This window comes from Bradyrhizobium sp. cf659 (assembly GCF_900113725.1).
GTDB lineage: Bacteria > Pseudomonadota > Alphaproteobacteria > Rhizobiales > Xanthobacteraceae > Bradyrhizobium.
In genome coordinates this window covers 546,529-562,714 of sequence record NZ_FOQJ01000004.1, presented here as the reverse complement: position 1 = coordinate 562,714, position 16,186 = coordinate 546,529, and the positions used below count along the sequence as shown (strand labels likewise).

Sequence of the window (16,186 nt, the reverse complement as noted above, 5' to 3'; positions counted from 1 at the left end):
AGACGACATGACCGACCGACCGACTGTCCTCGTCACAGGGGGCGCGGGCTATATTGGCTCGCATGCCTGCCGCGCGCTGGCCGCCGCGGGCTATCAGCCCGTCGTTTATGACAATCTCTCGACAGGTCATCGCAGCTTCGTTGCCGGCCCCCTCGTGACCGGCGACCTTCTCGACGGCGCGGCGCTGGCGCGCGCCTTCGCCGATCACAAGGTCACGGCGGTGATGCATTTCGCGGCGGCGAGCCTCGTCGGCGAATCCATGACCGACCCGCAGAAGTACTACATCAACAATGTGCAGGGCACGCTGTCGCTGCTCCAGGCAATGCGCAACGCCGGTTGCCATCGCATCGTGTTCTCCTCGACCGGCGCCGTCTACGGCAACGCCGATTCCAAGGAGCTGCCGGAAGACTTCCCCTGCGCGCCGATCAATCCCTATGGCGCGTCGAAATGGATGATCGAGCGGATGCTCGCCGACTATCGCGCGGCCTATGGCTTCGGCGCGTTCTGCCTGCGCTATTTCAACGCCAGCGGCGCCGATCCGGCCGGCGGCATCGGCGAACTGCGCGACAACGAGACCCATCTCATTCCGCGCGCCATGATGGCGCTCCAGGGCCATGTCGACTTCGCCGTGTTCGGCGACGACTACGACACGCCCGACGGCACCGCGATCCGCGACTACATCCATGTCACCGACCTCGCCGCCGCGCATCTCGCGGCGCTGAAGCTGCTGGAACAGGGACATGCCGGCGGCAGCTTCAATCTCGGCACCGGTTCCGGATTTTCGGTGCGCGAGATCCTCAACGCCATCAGGCAGGAGACCGGGCGCGAGGTGCCGCACACCGTCAAGCCGCGCCGCGCCGGCGATCCCACCTATCTGGTCGCCGACCCCTCCGCCGCACGAAAAGTTCTCAACTTCGTGCCGCGCCACTCCGACCTGCCAACGGTCATCCGCACCGCCTGGGCCTGGCACCAGAAGGCGCATCCATTCAGGTCGCGTTAGGCAACCGTAACACCCGTACCTTGCCTGCCGTGCCTCCAAGCGGCTAGAATGGCTATTCGCCGCCGCCGTCGGCGCATCGCTGACGGCCGCATTTCAGGCATCGCCGACGATGATGTCGGCATGCATGGCTCGGCCAATTTGCGCGAGCCAACTTTTTCCGAGCGTCAAGGCCACGATCAAATCCGCGCATCGGCCCGTCGTCGGGCGCGGATTCCGGGAGTATCGACCGCATGCATCAGGCTGCACGCCTGGAGTTCGAGCGCGTGATGGATGAGTTCGTTCGCTGGCATGTCGTGCCCGAGGACGAGCGCTCGCCTGCGCCTGCCTGGTGGTGGGGGCCTGCCATGGCGGTGGTCGACGACCAGGAGCCGATGAGCGCCGCCTGGTGCTCCGAGCTCGGCTTGAATGAAGGCGCAAGCTTCGCCGACGGTGCGCGCACGATCCTCGCGCTGTTCGTCGAGCAGACCTCGCTGACGGAACCGCAGGATTTTCCGAGCAAGGCCGAAGGCACGGATCACGAGGTCCGCGAGCTGCACCCGCAGCCGTCAGACGACAGCGCGTTTCAGCCGTAGCGCCGCAGCTTCGGTGACGGCCGGATCCGGCTCGGGCTGGAGCGGCGGCGCAACCGGCAGAACCATCGGCCGCAGCAACTCCGCCATCTGCTTTGCCGGCAGCGGCTTCGAGATCAGAAAACCCTGCATCTCGTCGCAGCCATGGGTGCGCAGGAACGCTTCCTGTTCGGCATTCTCGACGCCCTCGGCGACCACGGTCATGCCGAGCGCCTTGCCCATGCTGATGATCGCCTGTGCGATCGCCTGGTCTTCCGAATCCTGCGGCAGGTCGCGCACGAAGGAGCGGTCGATCTTGATGGTGTCGATCGGGAAGTGCTTCATCAGCGACATCGACGAATAGCCGGTGCCGAAATCGTCGATGGCAAGGCGAATGCCGCGACTCTGGATGGCGTCGAGCACCTTGAGCGCGCGCCCGACATTGCGCATCATCATGCTCTCGGTGACCTCCAGCTGGAGCAGCACCGGCGACATGCCGGACGCGGCCAGCGCCTCGTCGACGTCCTGCAGCAGATGTTCGTCGGCGAACTGCCGCGGCGACAGGTTCACCGCCATCGACAGCGGCAGCAGGCCGCGGCGCTGCCAGGCCATCGCCTGCGCGCAGGCCTCGTTCAGCACCCAGCGGCCGATCGGCACGATCAGCCCGGTTTCTTCCGCGAGCGGAATGAACTGTGCCGGCGAGACGTTGCCGAGATCGGGATGGGCCCAGCGCAGCAGCGCTTCCACGCCGGTGATCTGGCCGGTCTCCATGTCGACCTTGGGCTGGTAGTTCAGCGAAAACTGCTCGCGCTCCAGCGCCCGGCGCAGCGCGCTTTCGAGCGACAGCCGCTCGATCGACTGCGTCTTCACCTCCTTGGAGAAGAAGCGGTAGCCGTTCTTGCCGTCCTCCTTGGCGAGATACATCGCCATGTCGGCGTTCTTGGTCAGCGTCTGCGCGTCGGAGCCGTTGGCCGGATACATCGCGATGCCGATCGAGGCGGTGGTGTGACACTCGTGGCCGGCCAGCTCCATGGGCTCGGCGAGCGCCGCGAGCAATCCGGTCGCGATCCGCTGGACGTCGTCGATCTCGCCGCACTGGTCGAGGATTACCACGAACTCGTCGCCGCCAAGACGCGCCACCACGTCGCTTGCGCGCAGCGCGTTGCGGAGGCGGTCGGCGACCTCGAGCAGGAGCAGGTCGCCGGCCTCGTGGCCGAGCGAATCGTTGATGACCTTGAAGCGGTCGAGATCGATGAACAGCACCGCGAAGCGATGGTCGTTGTGCTGCGCCGCGTCGATCGCCTTGCGCAGCAGCCCGTTGAAGGTCTCGCGGTTCGGCAGGTTGGTCAGGCTGTCGTGCGAGGCGAGATACTCGATCCGCTCGTCCGCCTGGTTCTTCTCGTCGGCGCGGTCGAAATTCTCCATCGCGAAGGAGACGTTGTCGGCAAGACGCTGCAACAGTTCGACGAACTCGCCCGTAAAAGTGTCGGGCTCGGTCGACATGTAGATCATGACGCCGACGGCCTGGTCGTGCACAATCAGCGGGAATGCCGCGCCTGATCGCGCACGGTCGTTACGAACAACGGCATGGAAGGCGGCGACCCGGTCATCGTTGAGATAATCGTTACTGATGCAGGGTTGCCGTGTGCGAAATGCCGTTCCGCTCATCCCGCGCCCTTCGGGACGCTCGGGGTCGATCGAGAGGCGGACGTTGCGCGTGGTCTCGGCGGACGGCCCGGCCGCGGCCACGATCTCGAGCTGGTCGCTGTCGGCCCTGGCCAGCGCGATCGTCGTCGAGGTGAACTTGGCGCCGTTCGATGCCGCGAGGCAGACGAGGTCGAACAGCTCGGCGCGCGACTTCGCCCGCATGATCGCCTCGTTGGTCGCGCTCAGCGCCGCGAACATGCGCGTCAGGCGCTCCTTCTGCACCTCGGTGCGGGCCTTTTCCTCGGCCCGATCGAAATTGTCGAGCGCAAACGAGACGTTCTCGGCAAGCCGCCCCAGCAGCTGGATCAGGTCTGGCGTGAACGCGCCTTCGTCAACCGAGAGGAACAGCAGCACGCCGACCGCCTTGCTGCCATTGCTGAGCAGCGGGAAGCAGGCCCCCGATTTCGTGCCCTGAATGCGCGCGATCTGGTGCCAATGCGCCGTGCGGATGTCGGTGAGAAGCTCGTTGGTGACACAAGGGGTGCGCGTGCGGAACGCGGTCCCGGTCAGCCCCCGGCCTTCCGGATCTCCTGCCGACGTCGAGAACCGCCACGACTTGACCTGGTAGCAGCTCTCGCCCTTGGTCATGGCGATGTCGAGGTAATGCCCGGTTTCGTCCACCAGCGCGATGGTTGCGGAGGAGAAGGTGCCGCCGAGCACCGCGGCTTCGCAGACCACTTCGAACAATTCTGCGCGGGTCTTCACCCGCATGATCGCTTCGTTGGTCGCACTCAGCGCCTCGAGCATGCCCCGCAGGCGATTTCGCTGGATTTCGGCCTTGGCCTTTTCATCGGCGCGATCGAAATTCTCCAGCGCGAAGGCGACGTTGGCCTGAAGCTTGCGCAACAGCTCGACGAACTCGGGCGTGAAGGTGCCGCGCTCCGGAGAATTGAACAGAAACACGCCCTCGACCCGGTCGCCATTCAAGAGCGGCAACGCCGCGGAGGAGGCGATCCCGTTGCGGCGGGCGCTGGCCTGCCACGGCTTGATTCGATCGTCGTCCATGACGTCGTTGCTGACCGAGGGCAGGCGCGTCCGGAACGCGGAGCCTGTCAATCCCCGCCCTTCGGGCACCTGGTCGGAGGTGGAGAACTTGAAGGTGCGGACCTGATCGGCGTTCGGCCCATAGCAAGCGACCACGCGCAGCAGCTCGGCACGATGGTCGGCGAGCGCGATGGTGACCGAGGTGAACTTGGCGCCCTTCGCCGTCGCCTCGCAGACCAGATCGAACAGCTCGGCCCGCGTCCGCGCGCGCAGGATCGCCTCGTTGGTGGCGCTCAGCGCCGCATACATGCGCGCCAGGCGCTCTTCTTCCGCGGCGATCCTGGCCTTGTCGGCCTCCCGGCCGAAATTCTCGATCGCGAACGAGACGTTCTCCGCCATGCGCAGGAGCAGCGCGACGACCTCCTCGTCCTTGGCCCACGACCTGCTGACGAAGGACAAAAGCACGCCGACGCTTTCGCCGTGCTTGATCAGCGGCGCGACCACGCAGGCGGCGACACCGGTGTTGACGTTGGCCTGCTCCCACGGCGTTCCCCGGGTGCGGCTGGCGAGATCGTCCTCGACGATGGCCTTCTGCGTCCGGAACACCTCGCCGGAGATGCCCTTGCCGTAGGGATTTTCCGGGTCGATCGAATAGCGCGCCTGGGTGACCAGTTCGAGGTTCTGTCCCGTGGAGGCGACCGGAATCATCCAGTGCGAGCCCGGTTCGCGAAGGAGAATGATGGTCGCAAGCGACTTGCCGCCATGCACGGAGGCATCGCATACGAGCTGGTAGAGCTCCTGCTCGGTCTTGGCGCGGAGAATGGCCTCGTTGGTGGCGCTGATGGCGCCGAACATGCGGTTGAGCCGCCGCGTCGCCCGCTCGCTGGTCTGCCGCGCCGTCTCACGCGCGAAATTGTCGAGGGCATAGGAGATATTGGCCGACATGCGCTCGAACAGCGACACCATCTGCTCGTTCAGCGAGCCGGCTTCACTGCGGGTCACGTACAGCACGCCGACACTCTTGCCGTTGCAGAGCAGCGGCAGCGCCGCGGCCGCGCCGATGTGGGCCTTGGCGGCGCCCTCGCGCCACGCCAGCGAGCGCGGATCGTTCAGATAGTCGTTGCTGACGCACAGCTTCTGATCGCGAAATGCCTCGCCGCCGACGCCCGATCCTTCGGGTGTGCCGGCGTCCGTAGTGATCTCGATCGAGCGCAGCCGCGGGATGTCGTCGCCACAGCCGGCCGCAAAGCGCAGCCGCCGTCCGTCCGGTCCCACCAGGAACACGGCCACGGCCAAAAAGTCCCCGCTCGAAAACCCGGCGTCGCAGACCTTCTGGTACAGCTCGTCCGGCGATTTCGCGTAGAGGATCGCTTCGTTGATGGCGCTCAACGCCGCAAAGGTGCGCGCGAGTGTCGTCGGCACGATCTCAGCTCCCGGGCATTTCTGCCTGATTTTCCCGGGTACTTTATGAACGGCCATCGCCTAAACGGTCGTTATTGCGCGCCGCAAACCGTCGATCAAAGTGAACGAGCTGCGAACGACCTCCGCCAAACTATCGAAAATACCGCCGCGCGGGACGAATCTTCGACCAAAGGCGCGCGCTCTTTACGAATTTGCAGCCCTGTATTGGTTTACGGGAGATTGATATCGGTCCTGCGCTTTGAGACGATGGCCCCCAACAACCGCCCGCCAGAAATCATGACAAGGGCGATGACCGGGGAAACGCCATGCCGATCGTCAGAGCCGACCGCCTCGCGCGCATCAGCGCCGCACTGCTCCAGGCAGCCGGCGCTTCTCAGGAAGAGGCCGATGCGGTCGCGACCGGCTGCGTCAACGCCAATCTCGCCGGCCACGACTCCCACGGTGTGATCGCGGTTCCCACCTATATCGACCGCATCAAGGCCGGGCACATCGTTCCCGGTGCGAAATGGACCATCGTCCAGGAATCGCCGACCACCACCGTGATCGACGGCCATTGGGGATTTGGTTTCCACGTCAACGCCAAGGCGATGGCGCTGACGATCGAGAAGGCGAAGACGGCGAATGTCGCCGCCTGCACCGTGTTCCGGCAGAGCCATGTCGGCCGCCTCGCCGCTTATCCGCTGATGGCGATGCGCGAAGGCATGATCGGGATTGCAACGGCGGACTCCGGCCGCTCGCCGAAGCACGTGGCGCCGTTCGGTGGCAAGGAGGCGCGGCTCGGCACCAACCCGATCTCGATCGCGGTGCCGTCCGATCTCGAGGCGCCGTTCTACCTGGACATGGCGACCTCCGCGGTCGCGGCCGGCAAAATCCAGCTCGCGGTGGCCCGCGGCGAGCAGATCCCGGCGGGATGGATCATCGATGCCGAGGGACGGCACACCACCGACCCGACCCACTACCGCAAGGGCGGCGCGCTGCTGCCGCTCGGCGGCACCGAGGGCTACAAGGGCAGCGGGCTTGCTGCCATGGTCGAGGTGCTGTGCGGCCTGCTCACCGGCCTCGGCTTCGGCGTCGAGCCCACGGGGCGGCACAATGACGGCTGCTTCATGGCGGTGTTCAACGTCGCCGCGTTCCGCCCGCTGAAGGAGTTCAAGCGCGAGGTCGCCGAGTTCGCGCGCTATCTGAAATCGACCCCGCCCTCCGAGGGCAGCACGGGCGTCTACTATCCCGGCGAGATCGAAGGCGTGCGTGCGCAGCAGCGGCTGCGTGACGGCATCGAGGTCGAGGATGCCACCTGGGAGAAGCTGCGCACGCTGGCGCGGGAGTACCGTCTCGACACCGTCCTTGATCTCTCCTGACGGAATTCGGAGAACAGCAGCATGACGCGGCAGATGGTACTGGTCGGCTTCCTCCAGGCGCAAAACTGCACCAATTTGCCGAGCTCCTGGCGGCATCCGGACTCGCGCGACGATTCGATGTCGGCGGATTACTATCAGGAGATCGCCAGGATCCTCGAAGCCGGCAAGTTTCACATGGCCTTCTTCGACGACCGCCTGGCGATGCCGGACCGCTACGGCAACGACCACGCCCACACCGTCGAATACGGCATCCGCTGCGTGAAGATGGATCCGCTGATCGTGCTGACCACGATGGGCATGGTCACCGACAAGCTCGGGCTTGGCGCGACCTGCTCGACCACCTATTACGAGCCGTTCGACGTCGCGCGCCGCTTCGCAACGCTCGATTTGATGTCCGGCGGACGCGCGGGCTGGAACGTCGTCACCTCGCTCAACGACGGCGAGGCGCTCAACATGGGCCGGGACTCCCATCCCGAACATGATTCCCGCTACGACCGCGCCGACGAGTTCATGGAGGTCGTGCTCGGCCATTGGGACACCTGGGAGGACGGCGCGCTCATCATGGACAAGACGAGCGGTCGCTTTGCCGATGCGGCCAAGGTGAAGCGGCTCGATCACAAGGGAGCGGCCTTCAAGTCGCGCGGGCCGTTCACCGTGCCGCGCTCGCAACAGGGCCATCCCGTCATCATCCAGGCCGGCGCATCCGGCCGCGGCCAGCGCTTTGCCGGCCGCTGGGGCGAGGTGATCTTCATCGCAGCGCGCAACCTCGCCGCGGCCAAGGAGGGTTATGCGGCCGTGCGCAACGAAGCCGCCAAAGCCGGCCGCGATCCCGACCAGATGTTTCTCTGCAACCTGACGACGCCGGTCTGTGGCGCGACCAAGACCGAAGCCGAAGACAAGATGGCGCTGATCAACAAGCTGCCGCTCCAGATCGACGCGCTGTCGCTGCTCGCCGAAGCGCTCAATTACGACTTCGCTTCCAAGGACCTCGACGAGCCGCTGACGACGGAAGAGCTGAAGAGCATGCAGGGCATTTTGGGCATCCGCGACGGCGTGCTGAAGAATTCGGGCAAGAGCAATCCGAGCGCGCGCGATTTCGTCGCCTTCTCCGGCCGCGGCCAGGTGCAGGACGCGATGGTCGGCGGCCCCAAGGAGATCGCGGACAAGCTCGAAGAAATGTTCGTCGAGCGCGGCTGCGACGGCTTTGTCATCGCGGCCACCTACGTACCCGGCTCCTACGCCGATTTCGTGCGCCATATCGTGCCGGAATTGCAGCGCCGCGGCTTGTTCCAGAAGGACTATCGCGGCAAGACGCTGCGGGAGAACCTCGGCTTGAGGCGGCCTGCCGCCGGTGCCTGGAAGGTGCAGCCGCGCGATGCTGCGGAATAACAACGAGGACACCACATGCGCTGGCTGAAATTCACCGCCTCGGACAAGACCTCCTGGGGGATCGTTGAAGGCGACAAGGTCATCGCAGTCGACGGCGATCCCTTCGGCGAATGGCAGCGCACCTCGCACACGCATCCGCTTAGCGACGTCAAGATCGAGCTGCCGCTGATCCCGCGCACCTTCTATTGCGTTGGCCTCAACTATTTGAAGCACCTGAAGGAGGCCGCCGACAAGCGCGGCGAGGTGCCGGCCGTGCCCGACCGGCCCGAGATCGGCTATCGCGCGCAAAACGCGCTGATCGCGCATGACGAGGAGGTCGTGATCCCCTCTTTCGCGACGGACAAGATCCACTACGAGGGCGAGCTCGTCGTCGTCATCGGCAAGAAGGTCAAGCACCTCACCAAACAGAAGGCGATGGATTGCGTGTTCGGCTACACCATCGGCAACGACGTCAGCGAGCGCAGCTGGCAGAAGGCGGACCGGAGCCTGTGGCGCTCGAAGAACGCCGACACGTTCAAGCCGATGGGCCCGTGGATCGAGACCGAGGCCGATCTCGCCAGGATGCAGACGATCGTCAGGGTCAACGGCAAGGAGACCAACCGCTTCCACACCAACGACATGATTTTTGGCGTAGTCCCGTTCCTGGTCGAGCTGACCAAATACTTTACGCTGTGGCCGGGCGACGTGATCTGGATGGGCACCGACGGCGCCTCGCCGGACATCAAGCATGGCGATGTCGTGGAGATCGACATCACCGGCATCGGCACGCTGCGCAATCGGTTCGTGCGGGAGCAGCGGTAGATCAGCTCGTGCCGCCTGAGCGGCCCTTCACATGATCGATAAAGGCCCGCAACTTCGGCATGATTTGTCGTTGACCGGGATAGTACAGGAACACGCCCGGTGTCATCGGCGCGAATTGCTCCAGGACGGGAACGAGCTTTCCCGCCGCCATGGCACCGGTGGCCAGCGGTGCGGGCACTTGCGCAAGACCCACACCTTCGACGGCGGCGCCGAGCATCGTCGGAAAGTCGTTGGCGATGAAAGGTCCCGCAACCACAATCTCGATCGAACGACCGTTGTCGTCGAGCGACCATGACGCAAGCGCACCGTTCGATCGTCGCAATCTCAGGCACGCGTGCTCGCGCAGATCGTCTGGCCGCTCGGGCCGACCGCGGCGGGCAAGGTAAGCCGGGCTGCCGAGGATAATGAGCGGTAGCGGATTCGTCAGGCGCACCGCGACCATGTCGGGGGCGATGAACTGGCCCAACCTGATGCCGGCGTCAAAACCTTTGGCGGCGAGGTCGACCAGTTCTTCGCTTGCGGCAAGCTCCACCTCAATCTCGGGAAATGCCCGGCAGAACGACGCAATCAGCGGCTCCAGCAGGATCGGCACGACGGAGCGCGGCACGGTGAGACGCAGGAGCCCGGCCGGTCGCTGTCCGAGCTCGCGCGCCGCGCCGCTTGCGGCGACGAGCTCCTCGAAGGCGGGTCTGGCGCGCGCAAGGAATCTTTCGCCGGCTTCGGTCAAACCGACACTACGGGTCGTGCGGATGAAGAGCGCGGCGCCAACGCGCGCCTCGAGCGCGCGTATGGCCTGACTGATGGCCGATGGCGTGACCCCCAGTTCAGCTGCCGCTCGGCGGAAACTGCGATGTTGGGCGACACTCAGGAACGCCTCCACGCCGTCCAGTGCACCGTGCCTGACTGTGAAGTTCTGCTTCATAGCCCGTGCACATTATCGCGAATAGTAACTCGCGGAAAGCAGCTTTACATCCAAATTGCAAATGAGCCGTGCCGCCGCAGCAACCGCCGCGATCGGAGAAATGAAATCGATGAAGACAATCCGCAACGTCGTCTTGGCAGTCACCCTCATACTCACAGGCGCAATCTCCATGGCCGATCCTTCACTTGCCCAATCACAGACCGCGTCGCCGACAAGCGGGGTCATGGTCATCCTGACCGTCAAGGCGGGCGTCACCCGAGATCAGATCATGGCCGTCATGCCCGATGAAATCAGGCAGACGGTGCAGCTCTATCTCAACGGGACGGTTCGCGAATGGTATTCGCGATCCGACGGGCGGGGCGCCGTATTCCTGTTGAATGCCAGGGATGTCGCCGAGGGACACGCGATCATGGATGGCCTGCCGCTCGCGCGGCAGGAGCTCATGGACCACGATTACATCGCAGTCGGTCCGCTGATGCCGCTCGGTCTGCTGACGGCCAAACCCTGAGCGTCCGCCGACGCCGAACCGACCGCACCCGGCCGGACAGGCCACCACAAGGGAATCCGAACGTGCCGCAAAGCTTCAACCTTCCATTCGTGCTCAGCGTCGCCGGCGCTTTCCTGACAAGCGCAGTGGTGGCTTCAATCTACGTCTGGCCGGCACTCCGCGCCATGCCGCGCTATGAGGCCCTGAGACTTCTCGCGGCCTTCAACGCGTTCAGGTTCTTCGGCATGAATTTCATGGTGACGGGATTCGTATCTCCGGAGTTGAGCCCGAATTTCGCCGCCGAGGTCGGATGGGGGGATCTCATTGCCGCCACTCTCGCGCTCGCGTCAATCGCAGCACTTTCCTGGCGATGGTCGATCGCCGTTCCGGTGGTCTGGACGTTCAACGTCTGGGGCACGCTGGATCTCTTGAACGCCTACTATATGGGCGTGACGAAAATCCAGGATCCCGGCCTCTTCGGCGCCGGCATTTACATTCCAGCCCTCTACGTGCCGCTGCTGCTCGTCAGCCATGTTCTCGTCTTCATGATTCTAGCGAAGCCCGGATCAGAAGAAAAAGCGGCCTGACATGGCCGCTGGCCGCAATCTCCTGCGTCCGCCGCAACCGACCTTTCTCGGAGGAACGCCGATGAACAGCGATGCTGCTTCCGTTGCCGCCCCGGCCCAGCCTCCCATCCGGCTCGGCTTGATGTGGACCGTTCTATTCACGATCCTGTGGACTTGGCTGATCTACTCGCTCCCCGCACTTCCGGAGAGCGGTTTTCCGGCCCTCGGCGTCCGGCTGCTGGCCCATGGCCTCATTGCGCTCGGCCTGTGGCTCGGGCTCGAAAACACCGCGTTGACGCCAGAGCAACGCCGGGCGACTTGGCTGATCGTCATGGTCCCCTTCACGCTTTGGGCTGCCCTCGCCTGGACGGCAGCCATCAATGGTGCATTCCGCACGGGTGCCTCCTCCTTGCCGCTGCTTCCCGCGGCGATCCTGCTGCCAGTGATCGTCGGCACTCCGGTGCTGACGCTATCGAAGCGGGTCGGACAATTGCTCGATGCGATGCCGACGACGTGGCTCATCGCCCTTCAGGTCTATCGCATCTTTGGCAGTCAGTGGCTCGCCTACTGGCTGCGCGGGGTGCTGCCGGGCGTCTGGGCATTGCCGGCAGGAGCCGGCGACGTACTGACCGGACTGTTCGCGGTGCCGGCGGCGATCGCCTTGGCGGCCGGGACGGCCGAGGGGCGGAAAGGCGCGATCTTCTGGAATATCTTCGGCCTCGCAGACTTCGCCATCGCGATCGCCCTGGGAATGGCGATGTCGCCTGGCCCGTTCCAGCTCATCGTTCCGGATGGCCCGAGCATGGCCGTCGATACCTTTCCGAACGTGCTGACCCCGGCCTTCGTCGTACCCAGCTCGATCCTGTTGCATGTGCTGTCGCTGCGCCGGCGCAGCCGGGCGGAGACGGTATGAGTCCCGTCGTTGCATCAAAACGGCAGCGCCACGCCGGTCTTGATCTCCTTCAGCACCACGTTGCTGCGGACGTAGCGGATGCCGGGTATGCGAAACATGAACTCGTCGAGAAACCTGTTGTAGGCCGCCATGTCGTGCACGACGACGCGCAAATGATAGTCGGCGTCGCCCGTGGTCGCAAAACACTCCAGCACCTCACGCCGCGTGGTCACTCGCGCGACGAACTCATCGACGAACTTGGTGTCGTGCCGCTCCAGCGAGACGTGGAGGATGGCGGACATCGCAAAGCCCGCCTGCTCGCGCGCGACCAACGCCGCATAGCCGCGGATGACGCCACTCTCTTCCAGAGCACGCACCCTGCGCCAGCAGGCCGAGGTCGACATGCCGACCTCGTCAGCGAGCTGCTGGTTGGTGGCACGGCCGTCCCTCTGGAGATGGGCGAGAATCCGCGTGTCCTGCTCTTCAATCATGGAAGCCCCCTCAATCGGATCAAATCTACCAAATTTGGCGGTCCATTGCAAAAATCTACCGTATTGACATCATATGCGGGATAGATAGGTAAGATCTACCAGCCGCGCCGGCATAGCCTTCCGTTATTCGGCAGCATGCCGCGCGAGGTCCGCCATGGACGCCATTCCGTCACTCGACCGCTACGAGCTCCCCGACCGCTACGACCGCGAGGAGGGCCGCGTCTTCCTCACGGGTACGCAGGCCATCGTCCGCATCGCGCTCGACCAGGCGAAGCGCGACCATATGCGCGGTCTCAACACCGCCGGCTTCATCTCCGGCTATCGCGGCTCGCCGCTCGGCGGCATCGATCTCGAGCTGTGGCGCATCCCGGAACGTCTCAAGCGGGACCGCATCGAATTCCTCCCGGCCGTGAACGAGGACCTCGCGGCAACCGCCGTGCTCGGCTCGCAACAGGTCGAGACGCAAGCGGAGCGCGAGGTCGATGGCGTGTTCGGGCTCTGGTACGGCAAGGGCCCCGGCGTCGATCGCTCCGGCGATGCGCTCAAGCACGGCAATGCCTACGGCTCCTCGCCGCATGGCGGCGTGCTGGTGGTCGCGGGCGACGACCATGGCTGCGTGTCGTCGTCGATGCCGCACCAGTCCGACGTCGCCTTCATGAGCTGGTTCATGCCGACGCTGCATCCGGCCGATGTCGGCGAGTATCTGGCGTTCGGCGAATATGGCTACGCGCTGAGCCGCTTCTCCGGCATGTGGGTCGGCTTCAAGGCGATCTCGGAGATCGTGGAGTCGGGTGCATCCGTCGCGCTGCGCCCGCCGCGCGCCTTCCGCACGCCCGACTTCACGCCGCCGCCGGGCGGCCTGCACTATCGCTGGCCCGACCTGCCGGGCCCGCAGATCGAGGAGCGGCTGGAGGCGAAGAAGCACGCGGTCTATGCCTTCGCAAAGGCCAATCCGATCGACCGCCACATCTACGACATCCCGGGTGCCACATACGGCATCGTCACCACCGGCAAGGCGCATCTCGATCTGATGGAAGCGCTGCGGCTGATGGGCCTCGACGAAGCGGCCTGCCGCAGCATCGGCATCGACGTTTACAAGGTCGGCATGGTCTGGCCGCTGGCGCTGCATGACGCGATGGACTTCGTGAAGGGCAAGCGCGAGATCCTCGTCGTCGAGGAAAAGCGCGGCATCATCGAGAGCCAGTTCAAGGAATATTTCTACGACTATCCCGGCACCAAGCCCGAGCGCATGGTCGGCAAGCACGACGAGCAAGGGGCGCGGCTGATCTCCTGGATCGGCGAATTGTCGCCGCGTGCGCTGGCTGGCGTGCTCGCCCGCCGGCTCGATCCGATGTTTCCTGGCCTCAATCTCGCCGCACGCGCGGCCGCCTTGATGCCTGAAGCCGCGCGCACGATCAACGTCAGCGGCGCGACACGCACGCCCTATTTCTGCTCGGGCTGCCCACACAACACATCGACAAAGGTGCCTGAGGGATCGAAGGCGCTGGCCGGCATCGGCTGCCACTTCATGGCGAGCTGGATGGACCGCGAGACGTCGTCGCTGATCCAGATGGGCGGCGAGGGCGTGAACTGGGCGGCGTCGTCGAGATTCACCGGCAACAAGCACATCTTCCAGAATCTCGGCGAAGGCACCTACTACCACTCGGGCTCGATGGCGATCCGGCAGGCGATCGCCGCCAAGGCCAACATCACTTACAAGATCCTGTTCAACGACGCCGTCGCCATGACCGGCGGCCAGCCGGTCGACGGCCCCATCAGCGTCCATGCCATCGCGCATAGCGTCCGGGCCGAAGGGGTGGCACGCATCGCGCTGGTATCGGACGATCCCGCGCAGTTTTCGCCGGCGGACCTGCCCATCGGCGTGACCATCCATCCGCGCGAGGAAATGGACCCCGTGCAGCGCGAGCTGCGCGAGATCACCGGCGTCTCCGTCCTGATCTACCAGCAGACCTGCGCCACCGAGAAGCGACGCCGCCGCAAGCGCGGGCAGATGGCCGATCCCAAGCGTTTTGCCTACATCAACGATCTCGTCTGCGAGGGCTGCGGCGACTGCTCGGTCGAATCCAACTGCCTCAGCGTCGAGCCGAAGGAAACGCCGTTCGGCCGCAAGCGACAAATCAACCTGTCGGCCTGCAACAAGGATTTCTCCTGCCTCAACGGCTTTTGCCCGAGCTTTGTCACCGTCGAAGGCGCCACGCGCCGGAAGAAGAGCGCGAGCGAGATCGACGCGGTCGGCCGCGCGGCTACGCTTCCCCTGCCCGCTCCCGCCACGCTCGACCGTCCCTACGACCTGCTGGTAACAGGCGTCGGCGGCACCGGCGTGATCACCGTCGGCGCGCTGATCGGCATGGCCGCGCATCTCGAACGAAGCGGCGTCTCGGTGCTCGACTTCACCGGCTTTGCGCAGAAGTTCGGACCGGTGCTGAGCTATATCCGCCTTGCCGCCTCGCCCGAAGCGCTGCACCAGGTTCGCATCGACCAGGGCGCCGCCGACGCGCTGATCGGCTGCGACCTCGTCGTCAGCTCGGCGCCAAAGGCGTCCGGCACCTATCGCCGCGGTACGCGCGCCGCCGTCAACACGGCGGAGATGCCGACCGGCGACGTCGTCCGCTTCCGCGACGCCGATCTCGCCTCGCCCGCCCGCCTGCGCGCGATCCGGCAGGTCATCGGCAACGACAATCTCGACACCATCAACGCCAACGCTCTGGCCGAACAGCTGCTCGGCGATGCCGTCTATGCCAACATCATCATGCTCGGCTTTGCCTGGCAGCACGGACTGATCCCTGTCTCGCTGCAATCGCTGCTGCGCGCGATCGAGCTCAACGGCGTCACGGTCGAACGCAACAAGCAGGCCTTTGCCTGGGGCCGGATCGCCGCTGCCGATCCGGACTTGTTGCCGAAGGCGGACGAGACGCCCAAAGTCGAGACGCTCGACCAGCTCATCGCCCGCCGCGCCGATTTCCTCACCGCCTATCAGAACGCGACCTATGCGGCACGCTACCGGACGATCGTCGCAAGAGTCCGCAAGGCCGAAGCCAACCTGGACAGCGAGGCGGTGACCGAGGCCGTCGCACGCGCGCTATTCAAGCTGATGGCCTACAAGGACGAGTACGAGGTGGCGCGCCTGCACATGCAGAGCGGCTTCCTCGACGAGTTGAAGCGTGAGTTCGAGGACGGCTTTAGCGTCCAGTATCACCTCGCGCCGCCCTTCCTGCGCTCCGAACGCGACGCCCGCGGCCGTCCACGCAAGCGCGCCTTCGGCCAGTGGATCCAGATGCCGCTTGCCATGCTCGCGCGGCTCAAGCTGCTGCGCGGGACGCCGTTCGATCCGTTCGGCTACACCGCCGAACGGCGCGCCGAGCGGGAGCTGATCTCCTGGTATGAGGGAGTGATCGAACGGATGCTCCGCCAACTCGATGCGGCGCGCCTGCCCGATTTCATTGCGATCGCCAGGGCTCCGATGGAGATCCGTGGCTACGGCCCGGTCAAGGACACCGCGGTCGCCAAGGTGAGGCCGGAGGTCGAACGGCTTCTCGCCGATGTGATCGCGGCATCGCCAGCAAAGATGCGCGCCCACGGTTGACGTGATGCCAGCGAG

General features: G+C 65.1%; 13 protein-coding genes. 10 read left to right on the top strand and 3 right to left on the bottom strand.

Annotated elements, in window-relative coordinates; translation table 11 throughout:
- The first annotated feature begins 7 nt into the window (after positions 1 to 7).
- Genes galE through BM118_RS21635 form a run of 3 tightly spaced genes read left to right on the top strand, consistent with a single transcriptional unit; the run spans position 8 to position 1,572 of the window.
- Complete coding sequence (galE, locus tag BM118_RS21640; RefSeq protein WP_092187493.1) at positions 8 to 1,000, top strand: UDP-glucose 4-epimerase GalE; 993 nt, start codon at positions 8 to 10, stop codon at positions 998 to 1,000.
- A 48-nt stretch (positions 1,001 to 1,048) separates the two neighbouring features.
- A complete protein-coding gene (locus BM118_RS41535; protein ID WP_177234534.1) occupies positions 1,049 to 1,267 on the top strand; it encodes a hypothetical protein in 219 nt (72 codons plus the stop codon).
- Positions 1,231 to 1,572 (top strand): hypothetical protein, encoded by a 342-nt coding sequence (locus tag BM118_RS21635; RefSeq protein ID WP_027547470.1) that lies wholly within the window; start codon positions 1,231 to 1,233, stop codon positions 1,570 to 1,572. Before BM118_RS41535 ends, BM118_RS21635 begins: the two co-directional genes overlap by 37 nt.
- Here BM118_RS21635 and BM118_RS21630 read toward each other — a convergent pair.
- Positions 1,546 to 5,661 carry a bifunctional diguanylate cyclase/phosphodiesterase gene (locus tag BM118_RS21630; RefSeq protein WP_177234533.1) on the bottom strand — a complete coding sequence of 1,372 codons (4,116 nt, stop codon included), beginning with the start codon at positions 5,659 to 5,661 and terminating at the stop codon, positions 1,546 to 1,548. The two genes, BM118_RS21635 and BM118_RS21630, sit on opposite strands and share 27 nt — an antisense overlap.
- 305 nt (positions 5,662 to 5,966) lie before the next feature.
- Between BM118_RS21630 and BM118_RS21625 the strand changes: the two genes are divergently transcribed.
- From BM118_RS21625 to BM118_RS21615, 3 genes are read left to right on the top strand one after another with little or no spacing between them, the layout of a single operon-like run.
- The gene (locus tag BM118_RS21625; RefSeq protein WP_092187491.1) at positions 5,967 to 7,019 is read left to right on the top strand and encodes an Ldh family oxidoreductase; all 1,053 of its coding nucleotides are present in this window, start codon (positions 5,967 to 5,969) and stop codon (positions 7,017 to 7,019) included.
- A gap of 21 nt (positions 7,020 to 7,040) precedes the next feature.
- Positions 7,041 to 8,408: an LLM class flavin-dependent oxidoreductase gene (locus tag BM118_RS21620; protein ID WP_092187490.1), complete on the top strand. Its 1,368-nt coding sequence runs from the start codon at positions 7,041 to 7,043 to the stop codon at positions 8,406 to 8,408.
- A 15-nt stretch (positions 8,409 to 8,423) separates the two neighbouring features.
- Positions 8,424 to 9,209 carry a fumarylacetoacetate hydrolase family protein gene (locus BM118_RS21615; RefSeq protein ID WP_092187489.1) on the top strand — a complete coding sequence of 262 codons (786 nt, stop codon included), beginning with the start codon at positions 8,424 to 8,426 and terminating at the stop codon, positions 9,207 to 9,209.
- A gap of 1 nt (position 9,210) precedes the next feature.
- On the opposite strand, the gene BM118_RS21610 is transcribed toward BM118_RS21615, so the two are convergent.
- A complete protein-coding gene (locus BM118_RS21610) occupies positions 9,211 to 10,131 on the bottom strand; it encodes a LysR family transcriptional regulator (RefSeq protein WP_092187488.1) in 921 nt (306 codons plus the stop codon).
- 61 nt (positions 10,132 to 10,192) lie between these two features.
- Between BM118_RS21610 and BM118_RS42370 the strand changes: the two genes are divergently transcribed.
- The 3 genes from BM118_RS42370 (at position 10,193) to BM118_RS21595 (ending at position 12,097) form a co-directional block, all read left to right on the top strand.
- Positions 10,193 to 10,639: a hypothetical protein gene (locus BM118_RS42370; RefSeq protein WP_092187487.1), complete on the top strand. Its 447-nt coding sequence runs from the start codon at positions 10,193 to 10,195 to the stop codon at positions 10,637 to 10,639.
- A gap of 62 nt (positions 10,640 to 10,701) precedes the next feature.
- Positions 10,702 to 11,205, top strand: coding sequence for a hypothetical protein (locus BM118_RS21600; protein ID WP_092187486.1), 504 nt, complete (start codon positions 10,702 to 10,704; stop codon positions 11,203 to 11,205).
- Positions 11,206 to 11,266: 61 nt separating this feature from the next.
- The gene (locus BM118_RS21595; protein ID WP_092187594.1) at positions 11,267 to 12,097 is read left to right on the top strand and encodes an MFS transporter; all 831 of its coding nucleotides are present in this window, start codon (positions 11,267 to 11,269) and stop codon (positions 12,095 to 12,097) included.
- 14 nt (positions 12,098 to 12,111) lie between these two features.
- Here BM118_RS21595 and BM118_RS21590 read toward each other — a convergent pair whose 3' ends face one another.
- On the bottom strand, positions 12,112 to 12,567 hold the full coding sequence (locus BM118_RS21590; RefSeq protein ID WP_092187485.1) for an Lrp/AsnC family transcriptional regulator: 456 nt from the start codon (positions 12,565 to 12,567) through the stop codon (positions 12,112 to 12,114).
- A gap of 154 nt (positions 12,568 to 12,721) precedes the next feature.
- Here BM118_RS21590 and BM118_RS21585 point away from each other — a divergent pair, with 154 nt between their 5' ends.
- Positions 12,722 to 16,171, top strand: a complete 3,450-nt coding sequence (locus tag BM118_RS21585) for an indolepyruvate ferredoxin oxidoreductase family protein (RefSeq protein ID WP_092187484.1) — start codon at positions 12,722 to 12,724, stop codon at positions 16,169 to 16,171.
- Positions 16,172 to 16,186 lie beyond the last annotated feature (15 nt).